The sequence below is a fragment of the Streptomyces sp. NBC_00090 genome (genome assembly GCF_045160815.1).
Taxonomy (GTDB): domain Bacteria; phylum Actinomycetota; class Actinomycetes; order Streptomycetales; family Streptomycetaceae; genus Streptomyces.
Map to the genome: position 1 here is coordinate 3,765,360 of NZ_CP108224.1, position 11,466 is coordinate 3,776,825.

The 11,466-nt window shown below is 72.6% G+C and carries 12 protein-coding genes and 1 tRNA gene; 2 read left to right on the top strand and 11 right to left on the bottom strand.

Annotated features, from left to right (window positions below; translation table 11 throughout):
• Positions 1–49: 49 nt before the first annotated feature.
• From OG361_RS16475 to OG361_RS16485, 3 genes are read right to left on the bottom strand one after another with little or no spacing between them, the layout of a single operon-like run.
• On the bottom strand, positions 50–940 hold the full coding sequence (locus tag OG361_RS16475) for an SDR family oxidoreductase (protein ID WP_405854280.1): 891 nt from the start codon (positions 938–940) through the stop codon (positions 50–52).
• Entirely contained in the window at positions 937–1,842 is a 906-nt protein-coding gene (locus tag OG361_RS16480) for an alpha/beta fold hydrolase (protein ID WP_405854282.1), read from the bottom strand. The genes OG361_RS16475 and OG361_RS16480 overlap by 4 nt, the downstream gene beginning before the upstream one ends.
• A complete protein-coding gene (locus OG361_RS16485) occupies positions 1,839–3,365 on the bottom strand; it encodes a flavin-containing monooxygenase (protein WP_405854284.1) in 1,527 nt (508 codons plus the stop codon). The genes OG361_RS16480 and OG361_RS16485 overlap by 4 nt, the downstream gene beginning before the upstream one ends.
• Positions 3,366–3,619: 254 nt before the next feature.
• Between OG361_RS16485 and OG361_RS16490 the strand changes: the two genes are divergently transcribed.
• Positions 3,620–4,243, top strand: a complete 624-nt coding sequence (locus OG361_RS16490; RefSeq protein ID WP_405862280.1) for a MerR family transcriptional regulator — start codon at positions 3,620–3,622, stop codon at positions 4,241–4,243.
• Between the two features lie 197 nt (positions 4,244–4,440).
• On the opposite strand, the gene OG361_RS16495 is transcribed toward OG361_RS16490, so the two are convergent.
• Positions 4,441–5,244: an exodeoxyribonuclease III gene (locus OG361_RS16495; protein WP_405854286.1), complete on the bottom strand. Its 804-nt coding sequence runs from the start codon at positions 5,242–5,244 to the stop codon at positions 4,441–4,443.
• A gap of 50 nt (positions 5,245–5,294) precedes the next feature.
• Here OG361_RS16495 and OG361_RS16500 point away from each other — a divergent pair, with 50 nt between their 5' ends.
• Positions 5,295–5,774: a GNAT family N-acetyltransferase gene (locus tag OG361_RS16500; protein ID WP_405854288.1), complete on the top strand. Its 480-nt coding sequence runs from the start codon at positions 5,295–5,297 to the stop codon at positions 5,772–5,774.
• A gap of 158 nt (positions 5,775–5,932) precedes the next feature.
• Here OG361_RS16500 and OG361_RS16505 read toward each other — a convergent pair.
• The 7 genes from OG361_RS16505 to galU form a co-directional block, all read right to left on the bottom strand.
• Positions 5,933–6,006: transfer RNA gene (locus OG361_RS16505), tRNA-Ala, on the bottom strand.
• A 93-nt stretch (positions 6,007–6,099) separates the two neighbouring features.
• Positions 6,100–7,173 (bottom strand): gephyrin-like molybdotransferase receptor GlpR, encoded by a 1,074-nt coding sequence (gene glpR / locus OG361_RS16510; protein ID WP_405854290.1) that lies wholly within the window; start codon positions 7,171–7,173, stop codon positions 6,100–6,102.
• A 137-nt stretch (positions 7,174–7,310) separates the two neighbouring features.
• Positions 7,311–7,922 carry a GNAT family N-acetyltransferase gene (locus OG361_RS16515; protein WP_405854292.1) on the bottom strand — a complete coding sequence of 204 codons (612 nt, stop codon included), beginning with the start codon at positions 7,920–7,922 and terminating at the stop codon, positions 7,311–7,313.
• Positions 7,919–8,389: a molybdenum cofactor biosynthesis protein B gene (locus OG361_RS16520; RefSeq protein ID WP_405862282.1), complete on the bottom strand. Its 471-nt coding sequence runs from the start codon at positions 8,387–8,389 to the stop codon at positions 7,919–7,921. The genes OG361_RS16515 and OG361_RS16520 overlap by 4 nt, the downstream gene beginning before the upstream one ends.
• A 170-nt stretch (positions 8,390–8,559) precedes the next feature.
• The gene (moaC, locus tag OG361_RS16525; RefSeq protein WP_024754798.1) at positions 8,560–9,045 is read right to left on the bottom strand and encodes a cyclic pyranopterin monophosphate synthase MoaC; all 486 of its coding nucleotides are present in this window, start codon (positions 9,043–9,045) and stop codon (positions 8,560–8,562) included.
• A gap of 58 nt (positions 9,046–9,103) precedes the next feature.
• Positions 9,104–10,480 (bottom strand): gephyrin-like molybdotransferase Glp, encoded by a 1,377-nt coding sequence (gene glp, locus OG361_RS16530; RefSeq protein ID WP_405854295.1) that lies wholly within the window; start codon positions 10,478–10,480, stop codon positions 9,104–9,106.
• A 4-nt stretch (positions 10,481–10,484) separates the two neighbouring features.
• The gene (gene galU / locus OG361_RS16535; RefSeq protein WP_384572033.1) at positions 10,485–11,396 is read right to left on the bottom strand and encodes a UTP--glucose-1-phosphate uridylyltransferase GalU; all 912 of its coding nucleotides are present in this window, start codon (positions 11,394–11,396) and stop codon (positions 10,485–10,487) included.
• Positions 11,397–11,466: the final 70 nt, after the last annotated feature.

Consider the following 11,466-nt stretch of genomic DNA (forward strand, 5'->3'; position numbering starts at 1 on the left):
CAGCGTTGCACGGGTGGACATTCCGCGCATGTCGATCGGATGCGGAGCGTTACCCCCGGGCGCCATCCCCCGTGCGCGCCTGCTCGTCGGCCGCCCCGCCGGCGCCCACGAGCCCCTTGGAGACGGAGCCGAGACGCGGCTCGAAGCGCCGCATCTCGCGCTGCCCGACCGTCGCGATCATTCCGGGCAGATAGCCCCGGACCGACTGCATCCCGCGCAGCCACCACTGGGCGTACACGTGGGAGGAGCGCCGCTCGATGCCGGCCACGATCCGGTCGACGGCCGGGCCGAGGGGGTAGGTGCGGTTCGCGGGCCACGGCAGCCGGGAGCGGAGCTCCCGCATCACGTCGTCCTGGTCGGCGCCCCGGACCATGTCCGTGTCGGTCCAGGAGAGATAGCCGACGCCGACCTTCACCCCCTTGTACGCGACCTCGGCGCGCAGGCTGTGCGCGAAGGCCTCGACGCCCGACTTGGAGGCGCAGTACGCCGTCATCATCGGGGCCGGGGTGAGGGCCGCGAGCGAGGCGATCTGGAGGAAGTAGCCCCGGGACTCCATGAGGACGGGCAGGAACGCCCGGCCGGTCACGGCGCCGCCGATCAGGTTGACCTCGATGACCCGCCGCCAGGCGTCGGGGTCGGAGTCGACGAACGGGCCGCCGGCCGCGACACCGGCGTTGGCGACGACGATGTCGACCTTCCCGAACCGCTCCTTTACCTCGGCCGCGACCTTCGCCATCGCCTCGTGGTCGGTGACGTCGGCGTGCCACCAGTCGGCCTCGGTGTGCAGCCGCCCGGCGACCTCCTTGAGCTGCTCGGGCTCCAGGCCGACGAGCGCGATCCTCGCGCCGCGCGCGGAGAGCTTGCGGGCGAGGAGTTCGCCGACGCCGCGGGCCCCTCCGGTGACGACCGCGACCTGTCCTTCCAGACTCACCCGGCTCATGCCTTCTCCTTCACTTCCAGGTAGGTGCCGGTCAGTTCACGGATCCGCGCGGTGACGGCCTCGGGGGCCTCCACCGGCGTCATGTGGCCCATGCCGGCGAGTTCGAGGAGCCCCACGCACTGCGGGAGCGCCTCCGCCATGGCCCGGGAGTGGACGGGCGGGGTGAGCCGGTCGCCGGTGCCGACGAGAACGGCCACCGGCAGGTCCAGCTCCCGTACGCCCGCTTCCAGGTCGAGCTCGGAGAGGACGCGGGACCAGCCGACGCGGGCCCCGCGCGGACAGGCGTGCACGATCCGGGCGCAGGCGTCGACCCGCTCGGGAGCCGACCCCGGTCCCATCGTCGCGTACTTGAGGATCTTCTTCGAGAGGGGCGTGACCGGCCCGAGCGGCGCCTTCGCGCCGAGGACGCCCCGGGTCAGCCGGGTGCGCCGGCCGCTCGGCCTCAGCGGTACGACGGTGGCTTCGGCGGTCAGCCGCGAGGGCCCGGTGGAGCAGAGCAGTACGGCCGCCGTGTGTTCCCGGAAGGCCGGGCGGGAGGCTGCCGCCATCACGGTCATACCGCCCATGGAGTGCCCGGCGACGACGGCCTTCTCGCCGGGGGCGAGGGTGGCCGCGAGGACGGCCTCGAAGTCGTCGGCGAGCGCCCGTACGGAGTATCCGGAGGGCCCGGCGGGTGCCGGGGAGCGGCCGTGGCCGCGCTGGTCGTAGGCGACGACCCGGTGGTCGGCGGCGAGCGCCCGTATCTGCTCGGCCCAGAAGGAGATCGAGCAGGTCCAGCCGTGGGCGAGGACGACGGCGGGGGCGCCCTCGGGTCCGTACACCTCGACGTGGATCGAGGAGCCGTCGGCGGAGACGGCGGTCAGCTCCCGGGAGGTGGGCAGCGAGGTCAGGTGCCGGCTCACTGGGCCGCCTCCTTCTTGCGGGACGGACGGGTCTTCGTCGCCGCGGTCGCCTTGGGGGCGCGCAGCACCTCGTACTCGGAGAGGTCGACCTGCCGGGTCTCCTTCCGGAACTCGCCGGTCGTGCCCGGCCACAGGGTGGTGTTGCGGCCGTTGGCGTCGAGGTACCAGCTCTCGCAGCCGCCCGCCTTCCAGACGGTCCGCTCCATGCGGGCCTGCACCTTGCGGTTCCAGGCGCCGACGGCGGAGGGGCGGACGGCGAGCGCGGCGCGCCCTCCGAGCATGTCGAGCTGGCGCAGGTAGTCGGCCATGTAGTTCAGCTGGGACTCGATCATCAGGATCATCGAGGAGTTCCCGAGGCCGGTGTTGGGGCCGATGACCGTCATGAAGTTGGGGAAGCCGGCGGCGGTGGCGCCGCGGAGCGCCTCCATGCCGTCCTTCCAGCTCTCGGCGAGCGTCTGTCCCCCGGCGCCGACGACCCGCTCGGCGATCGGCATGTCGGTGACGTGGAAGCCGGTGCCGAAGACGATCGCGTCGACCTCGGTCTCGGTGCCGTCGGCGGCCACCACGGTCGAGCCGCGGACCTCGCGCAGTCCGGAGGCGACGACGTCGACGTTGGGCTGCGCGACCGCCGGGTAGTACGCGCTGGAGAGCAGGATGCGCTTGCAGCCGATGCGGTACGAGGGGGTCAGCTTGGCCCGCAGCGCCGGGTCCTTGATCGCCTTGGCGATGTTGGCCTTGGCGAGCTTCTCGATCAGCCCGAGCTCGTTGGGGTGCTTGGTGAAGGCGCCGACCTGGAGCTCGCGGATGCCCCAGAGCAGGCCGCGGCGGAGGGTGCCGGTGACGGGCACGGCGCGGTGGAGCCAGCGCTCGGGGCCGCTGATGGCGCGGTCCATTCGGCGCATGACCCAGGGGGGCGTGCGCTGGAAGAGGGTCAGCTTCCCGACCAGGGGCTGGATCGCGGGCACGATCTGGATGGCGGAGGCGCCGGTGCCGATCATGGCGACGCGCTTGCCGGTCAGGTCGTAGTCGTGGTCCCAGCGGGCGGAGTGGAAGACCTTGCCGGGGAAGTCGGCGAGCCCCGGGATGTCGGGGATCTTGGGGTCGGAGAGCGGCCCGGTCGCGGAGACGACGACCTCGGCGCTGAAGGAGCCCTCGCTCGTCTCGATCTCCCAGCGGAGCGCTTCGGCGTCCCATGCCATCCGCCGCACCTCGTGCCCGAGGCGGAGGTGGGGGCGGATCCCGAAGGTGTCCGTGACATGCTCCAGGTAGGCGCGGATGTGGCGCTGTCCGGAGAAGGTCCGCGGCCAGTCGGGGTTGGGCGCGAAGGAGAAGGAGTAGAGGTGCGAGGGCACGTCGCAGGCACAGCCGGGGTAGCTGTTGTCGCGCCATGTGCCGCCCACGGAGTCGGCCCGCTCCAGGACGACGAAGTCGGTGATTCCCTCGCGGCGCAGCCGGACGGCGGCCCCCAGGCCACCGAATCCCGATCCGATCACCGCCACCCGTACGTGCTCGTGCTTCGCCATGCCGCCTCCCGTGCGCCCGGCAGATCACGCCAGCAATCACTGGCACAGTCGGGACTGTAGAGCAGCTCCATACCGAACGGTAGGGGTACGGCGAGGGAAAGTTACCGGCGGTACAACATAGGCTGGCGTGTGTGGCAGAAGGATCAGGCGAAGGCTCAGGACCCGGCACGGGCGCACCCGAAACCGTGCACGGCGCGCACGAGACCGTGCACGGCGCACACGACGGCGCGCACGACGGCGTACGCGAGTACCGCATGGACGAGCTGGCGACGGCCGCCGGCATCACCGTGCGCACCCTGCGCTTCTACCGCGAGCGCGGACTGATCCCGCCGCCCCGCCGCGAGGGCCGGATCGCCTGGTACGACGAGCACCACCTGGCCCGGCTGCGCACCATCGCCGCCCTCCTGGAGCGCGGCCACACCCTCAACGGCATCGCCGACCTCACCACCGCCTTCGAGAGCGGCCGGAACGTCCGCGAGGTCCTCGCCCTCGGCTCCCCCACCGAGGAGGAGCCCGTCCGCCTCACCCCCGAGGAGCTCGCCGACCACTTCGCCGGCGAGGTCACCGCCGAGAACCTCGCGGCCGCCCTCGACCTCGGCTACCTCGTCACCGACGGCGAGGAGATCATCCACATCAGCCGCCGCCTGCTCGACGTCTCCGCGGCGCTCGTCCACGAGGGCGTCCCGCTCGCCGAGGTCCTCAAGGCGGGCGCCCGCGTCCGCGAACACGCCGACGCCCTCGCCGAGCTCTTCACCGAACTGCTGCGCGCACACGCGGCCGAGGACGACCTGTGGCGGCTGCGCCCGCTCGCGAAGAGCGTGGTCGAGGCCGAGCTCTCGATGGCGCTCGACCGGCGCCTGCACCCCGAAAACCCCTGACCGCGCTCCGACCGCGATTCCCCGCACCCTTCCACGGGGCGTGCCGTGTCCCATGCGGCGTCGGAGCTCGCCGCAAGCGCCCCACCCGCGTTTGACTGGTCCCGTCCAGCGACGTACGGCGCGCGTAACGCCCCGCCAAGCGGCCCCGTCCGGCGACGGCGAGCGACACAAGCCGGGCGGGGCTTTCCGTCGCCGCCCTACAGCTCGTAGACGGCGGTCACGGGGGCGTGGTCGCTCCACCGCTCGGCGTGGGTGGCGGCCCGCTCGACGTAGGCCTTCACGGCCCGCCCGGCGAGCCCGGGGGTGGCGACCTGGTAGTCGATCCGCCAGCCGCTGTCGTTGTCGAAGGCGCGGCCGCGGTAGGACCACCAGGAGTAGGGCCCCTCCTGCTCGGGGTGGAGGGCCCGCACGACGTCGACGTATCCGCCGTCGTCCTCGTCGAAGACCCGCCCCAGCCACTCCCGCTCCTCGGGCAGGAAGCCGGCGTTCTTCTTGTTGGCCTTCCAGTTCTTGAGGTCGGCCTCGCGGTGGGCGATGTTCCAGTCGCCGCAGACGACGACCTCGCGCCCGTCGGCGGCGGCCCGCTCCTTGAGCTCCTTGAGGTACGGCAGGAAGGCGTCCATGAACCGGTACTTCTCGTCCTGGCGCTCGGTGCCGACCTCGCCGGAGGGCAGGTAGAGGCTGGCGACGGTCACACCGGGCAGGTCGGCCTCGATGTACCGTCCGCTGCCGTCGAACTCGCTCGACCCGAAGCCGACGCGCACCTGGTCGGGCTCGCGGCGCGTGTAGAGGGAGACTCCGGCGCGGCCCTTGGCGGCGGCGGGCGCGTGGGCGGTGAACCAGCCCTCGGGCGCCCGCACCTCGGCGGGCAGCTGGGCCTCCTCGGCGCGGACCTCCTGGAGGCAGACGGCATCGGCGGAGCTACCGGCCAGCCACTCGACGAAGCCCTTCTTGGCGGCGGCGCGGAGACCATTGACATTCACGGTCGTGACAGTGAGCATCCCGGGAGAATACCGACACCGGCTGACTGCATACATGTACGATACTTCGCATGAACATCCAGCCCACGCCTTATGACCACCCCGATGCCGTCAAGCTCAACGACGCGGTGCAGCTCGAATACGCCGCCCGCTACGACGACGAGGGCGATGTCACACCGCTGGACGCCTCGATGTTCGTCCCCCCGCACGGCCTCTACCTCCTCGCCTACGACCGCGAGGGCTACCCCGTCGCCACCGGCGGCTGGCGCACCCAGGACGAGAACGACCAGGGGTACGCGGACGGCGACGCCGAGCTGAAGCGCATGTACGTGATACCCGAGGCCCGTGGCCTGGGCCTGGCCCGCCGCATCCTCGCCGCCCTCGAAGCCGACGCCCGCGCGGCCGGCCGCACCCGCATGGTCCTGGAGACGGGCGACGCCCAGCCGGAGGCCATCGCCCTCTACGCCTCCAGCGGCTACGAACCCTGCGCCAAGTTCGGCCACTACCGGGACTACCCCAACAGCCGCTGCTTCGCGAAGCCGCTGGCCTGACACCGCCACACCGCCTGACACAGCCTGACACCACCGGGCCGGCGAGACACCGAGCCACCGCGACCCGCGCTCCCTGAGCGCGGGTCAGCTGCGTACATCCGCCCGGGAAAGCGAAAATCCCGCCCGATCTTGCGATCGGACGGGATTCCCGGTGTCTGTGGACCTGTGGGGATTTGAACCCCAGACCCCCTCGATGCGAACGAGGTGCGCTACCAGACTGCGCCACAGGCCCTTGCGACGTGTGAAACATTAGCATCCCGACCGGCTCACGCAAAAATCCGTTCCGCCGCAGGTCACCGGGGGCCGTCGCGGACCCCCGGCGGGGTCATTCGTTGGCCGCGCGGGGGCGGTCGTCGTCCGCGTACTGGTCGAAGAGCGGCGTACGGCCCTGGTCGCGGCCGCGGCGGGGTGCCGCGTTCCGCTGGCGGGGCGCCGGGGACGGGGCGGGGGCCGGGTCCGCCACCGTGGAGGAGCGGGCCGCGCTCCAGGTCTCCGGGTCCGTGATGTCCACGCCGCTCGACGCGCGCGGGGCGACCGGGGCGGTGACGTACGTGGGCAGCGGGACCGGAACCGGCTCCCAGCTGTCCCCGCGGGCCGGGCCGCGCTCACGCTGCTGGTCCACCCACTCCGCGTGGTCGGTCTGCTCGACCAGGGCGCGCCGGCCCGCCTCCTGCGGCGACACGGCCGCGGACGGCGCCGGGGCCTGCTCGACCTCCGGCTCGGGCGTCGGGGTGGGCCGCCGGCTCTCGCGCAGCCGGGCCGCCGCCGCTTCCGCGCGGCGCCGGTCCATCACGTAGACGAAGCGCCGCCGCTCCTGGACCCGCAGATGCACGATGTACGCGCTCAGGAGCAGCGCCGGGACCGCGGGCGCCCACAGGAAGGGGACACCGCCGACGGCCGCGACGACCGCGCCGAGGGTGAACCCGGCGAAGAGGAGCGTCGTGGTGCGCCGGCGCCGGGCGAGGACCTTGCCGCGGCGGGCGCGCTCGGCGGCGGCACCCGTGGCGGGGCGGGCCGCGGCGGGCGCGGCCGCCGGGGCGGACGCCGCGGGGGCCGGCTCCGGGGCGGGTTCCGGCTCCGGGCGAGGGAGTTCGAGGCGCGCCTCGGTCCTGGCCGCGGGCGCGGAGAAGGCCCGGACGTCGACCGAGCTCAGATGCTCGGTCGCCGCGTCCGGGTCCACGTCGGGCGTCGGTCCCTCCGCCGCAAGGTCCCGCTCCTTGAGCTCCTTGGCGTACCGGCGCTCCATGCCCGCCCGTCCGGAAAGCAGCCGGATGGCGGTGCTGAAGCGTTCCGTCGGACGGGCTTCGTTCAGCTCGTCCTGCCTGCGGAGCCACATCGGCACCAAGTAGGCGGCCCAGGCCCCGACGATGACTGCGTAGATGAGGCCGCTGCTGCTCACGCCTCACACGGTAGAGGGGTTCCGTAACAGGCATCGGCCAATTGGCCCGGTGTGTCGCACGATCTGGCTGATATCACTGAACTTTTTTGTGATTGTTCAGATCGTTTGCGTACCAACTACCGATTGAATTCGAACACTTATTTTATTCTTGTCTGGCGCCAGCGCCGCAACAAGCCCTCCGGCACCTCCTCCGCCGTCAGCGCGAAGACCAGATGGTCCCGCCACGCGCCGTCGATGTGGAGATAGCGGGGCCGCAGCCCCTCCTCGCGGAAACCGAGCTTCTCCACGACCCGGCGCGAAGGGCCGTTCTCCGGGCGGATGCACACCTCCATGCGGTGCAGCCCGACCGCGCGGAAACAGTGGTCGACGGCGAGCGCGACCGCCGTCGGCATCACCCCGCGCCCGGCCACGTCGCTGTCGACCCAATAGCCCACATGGCCCGAGCACATCGAGCCCCAGGTGATCCCGGCCACGGTCAACTGCCCGACCAGACGTCCCTGGTACTCGATGACGAACGGCAGCATCCGGCCGGCCTTCGCCTCCGACCGCAGATGGCGGACCATCTGACGGTACGTCGGCCGCTGCGCGACCGGGCCGCTCGGAGCCGGCGGCGGGACCGTCGCCTCCCAGGGCCGCAGCCACTCGCGGTTGCGCCGGTTCACCTCGCGCCAGGCCCGCTGGTCGCTCATCTTTATCGGGCGGAGGACGACGTCCCCGTCCACGAGGACCACGGGCCAGGACGGGATCATGACGGTCTCGGGTGGTCGCCGCCGCGGATCTGGTCGACGGCGTGCCGCAGCAGCGGCTCCAGGACCGCGAGGCCGTCCCGCACCCCGCCCGGCGAACCGGGCAGGTTCACGATCAGCGTGCCGCCCCCGACCCCCGCCAGACCGCGCGAGAGCGCCGCCGTCGGCACCTTCTCCCGGCCGTACGCGCGAATCGCCTCCGGGATGCCCGGGATCTCGCGGTCCAGGACCCGGCGGGTCGCCTCGGGGGTCTCGTCGGTGGGCGAGATGCCCGTACCGCCGGTGGTGACGATCACGTCGTACCCGGCCTCGATGCCGGCCCGCAGCGCCGCCTCGACCGGCGCCCCGTCCGGGACGACCTGCGGGCCGTCCACGGCGAAGCCCGTCCGGATCAGGCCCTCGGCGACCAGCGGACCGCCCTTGTCCTCGTACACCCCGGCCGACGCCCGGTTCGAGGCGGTGACGACCAGGGCCTTGTACGGGGCGGAGGCGGCCGGCTCGGCGTCGGAGGCCGTCCGCGCCTCGGCGTCGGAGGCCGTCCGCGCCTCGGCGTCGGAGGCCGTCCGCGCCTCGGCGTCGGAGGCCGTCCGTTCGGCCTCGGCCTCGTGGACGTGTGACCCGGCCACCCGGCCCGCGCGCGTCACGACCCGCTCCGCGTCCAGTGGCCCGACTTTCCGCCCGTCTTCTCCTCCACCCGCACATCGGAGATGACCGCGCCCTTGTCGACCGCCTTCACCATGTCGACCACCGTCAGGGCCGCCACCGAGACCGCCGTCAGGGCCTCCATCTCGACGCCCGTACGGTCCGTGGTCTTCACCGTCGCCAGGATCTCGACGGCCTCGTCCGTGACCGCCAGGTCCAGGGTGACGCCCGAGACGGCGAGCGGGTGGCAGAGCGGGATCAGGTCGGGGGTCTTCTTCGCCCCCATGATCCCGGCGATCCGGGCCGTCGCCAGCGCGTCGCCCTTCGGGACGCCCTCGCCGCGCAGCAGCTCGATCACGCGCGGCGAGACGAGGACACGTCCGCTGGCCCGCGCGGTGCGGGCCGTGACGTCCTTCGCGGAGACGTCGACCATGCGGGCCGCACCCGCCTCGTCGATGTGGGTGAGACCTTGCTGCGTGCTCATGGCCGTGACACTCCCGGTCGCTGTATGGGGACGACACCGTACCCCCACCCTCGCCCCCTCAGCCGAGGAGGACCACTTCCAGCTCGCTGCCCGGCTCCACGCCCTCCGTCTCCTCCGGGACCACGAGCAGGCAGTCCGCGTGCGCGAGGGCCGCGACGAGATGCGAGCCCGCACCGCCCACCGGAGTGACGGTGCCCGCCTCCGGGTCGTACGCGCCGCGCAGGAACTGGCGGCGGCCGGCCGGGGACGACAGCGTCCGCTCCCCGGCGAGCACCGCCCTGACCCGGGGTCTGTGCAGGTCCTCGACGCCCATCAGGGCCCGGATCGCGGGCCGGACGAACAGCTCGAAGGAGACGTACGACGAGACCGGGTTCCCCGGCAGCGCCAGCAGCGGGATCTGCTCGTCGCCGATCGCGCCAAAGCCCTGCGGCTTGCCCGGCTGCATGGCCAGCTTGCGGAAGTCGACCTGCCCGTCGGTGGTCAGCGCCTCCTTCACGACGTCGTACGCGCCGACGCTCACGCCTCCCGTGGTGACGATCAGGTCGGCCCGGATGAGCTGGTCCTCGATCGTGGCCCGCAGCGTCTCCGCGTCGTCGGTGACGGCGCCCACCCGGTAGGCGAGGGCGCCCGCGTCCCGCGCGGCCGCCGCCAGCGCGAAGCTGTTGGAGTCGTGGATCTGGCCCTCGCCCAGCGGCTCGCCGGGCTGGACGAGCTCGCTGCCGGTGGAGATGACCACCACCCGCGGACGGGGCCGCACCCGGACCGTGCCCCGCCCGATCGCGGCGAGGAGTCCGATCTGCGGCGGACCGAGGACGGTGCCCGCCGCGAGGGCGAGCTCCCCGGCCCGTACGTCGCTGCCCCGCGCGCGGACGTGCGCGCGGGCCTCCGCGGCGCGGTGCACCCGCACCTCGCCGCCCGCGCCCTCCGGCGCGGAGCTGGCGGCGCGCATGCCGGTGGCCGCGCCCCCGCCCGTACCGCCGTCGGTCCACTCGACGGGGACGACGGCCTCGGCGCCGGGCGGCAGCGGGGCACCCGTCATGATCCGGGCGGCCTGCCCGGGGCCGACGGTGGGCAGCCCGCCGTCGCCCGCCGCGACGTCGCCGATGACGGTGAGGACGGCGGGGAACTCCTCGGTGGCACCGGCGACATCGGCGACCCGCACCGCGTACCCGTCCATGGAGCTGTTGTCGAAGGGCGGCAGCGCGACCGGCACCGTCACGTCCTCGACGAGCACACAGCCCTGCGCGTCGAGGAGTTGCAGCTCGATGGGGTCGAGCGGGCCGACCGTCGCGAGGATGTCGGCCAGGTGCTCGTCCACCGACCACAGCCCGCGGGCCGGGCCCGCGCAGGGGTCCGCCGGGCCGTGCCCGTGGCTGTGCTGATGGCCGTGGTCGCCGTCGGCCGACGACGACGCCGGTGCCGCGCTGCTGCTCAAGGTGCTACATCTCCTCGCTGACATATCTCCGGAGCCAGGACCGGAAGTCCGGTCCCAGATCTTCACGTTCGCACGCGAGTCTGACAATGGCACGCAGATAGTCCCCGCGGTCACCGGTGTCATAACGGCGCCCCTTGAAGACGACACCGTGCACCGGCCCGCCGATCTTCTCGTCGGCGGCCAGCTTCTGCAGGGCGTCGGTCAGCTGGATCTCGCCGCCGCGGCCCGGCTCCGTCTCCCGCAGCATCCCGAAGACGGCCGGATCCAGTACGTAGCGGCCGATGATCGCGTAGTTGCTGGGCGCCTCCGCCGGCTCCGGCTTCTCGACCAGGCCCGTCACGCGCACCACGTCCGCGTCGACGGTCGCCTCGACCGCCGCGCAGCCGTACAGATGGATCTGCGAGGGCTCGACCTCCATCAGTGCGATCACACTGCCGCCCTCCCGCTCCTGCACCTCCACCATCCGCGAGAGCAGCGGGTCGCGCGGATCGATCAGGTCGTCGCCGAGGAGCACCGCGAAGGGCTGGTCCCCCACGTGCGGGGCCGCGCACAGCACGGCGTGGCCGAGGCCGCGCGGGGCGCCCTGGCGCACGTAGTGCATGGTGGCGAGGTCGCTGGACTCCTGGACCTTGGAGAGGCGCTCGTCGTCGCCCTTCCGGATCAGAGCTTCCTCCAGCTCGTAGTTCCGGTCGAAGTGGTCCTCCAGGGGACGCTTGTTCCGGCCTGTGATCATCAGAACGTCCGAGAGGCCGGCCGCGACGGCCTCCTCGACGACGTACTGGATGGCCGGCTTGTCGACGACCGGCAGCATCTCCTTCGGCGTCGCCTTGGTCGCCGGAAGGAAGCGGGTGCCGAGGCCGGCGGCCGGGATGACAGCCTTGCTGATCCGGCCGAGCCTGGGGAGCGACTGATTCATGCGGTGCACCTTAGTCGTTCGGAATGAGAGAAAGATGTGGCTCCGATTAACTTCCTCCACATAAAGACAG

What these genes read in the sequence shown, in the direction of transcription:
- OG361_RS16475 (WP_405854280.1), bottom strand. Translation starts at nt 940, where the DNA reads ATGAGCCGGGTGAGTCTGGAAGGACAGGTCGCGGTCGTCACCGGAGGG.
- OG361_RS16485 (WP_405854284.1), bottom strand. Translation starts at nt 3,365, where the DNA reads ATGGCGAAGCACGAGCACGTACGGGTGGCGGTGATCGGATCGGGATTC.
- OG361_RS16490 (WP_405862280.1), top strand. Translation starts at nt 3,620, where the DNA reads ATGGACGAGCTGGCGACGGCCGCCGGCATCACCGTGCGCACCCTGCGC.
- OG361_RS16495 (WP_405854286.1), bottom strand. Translation starts at nt 5,244, where the DNA reads ATGCTCACTGTCACGACCGTGAATGTCAATGGTCTCCGCGCCGCCGCC.
- OG361_RS16500 (WP_405854288.1), top strand. Translation starts at nt 5,295, where the DNA reads ATGAACATCCAGCCCACGCCTTATGACCACCCCGATGCCGTCAAGCTC.
- OG361_RS16515 (WP_405854292.1), bottom strand. Translation starts at nt 7,922, where the DNA reads ATGATCCCGTCCTGGCCCGTGGTCCTCGTGGACGGGGACGTCGTCCTC.
- moaC (WP_024754798.1), bottom strand. Translation starts at nt 9,045, where the DNA reads ATGAGCACGCAGCAAGGTCTCACCCACATCGACGAGGCGGGTGCGGCC.
- galU (WP_384572033.1), bottom strand. Translation starts at nt 11,396, where the DNA reads ATGAATCAGTCGCTCCCCAGGCTCGGCCGGATCAGCAAGGCTGTCATC.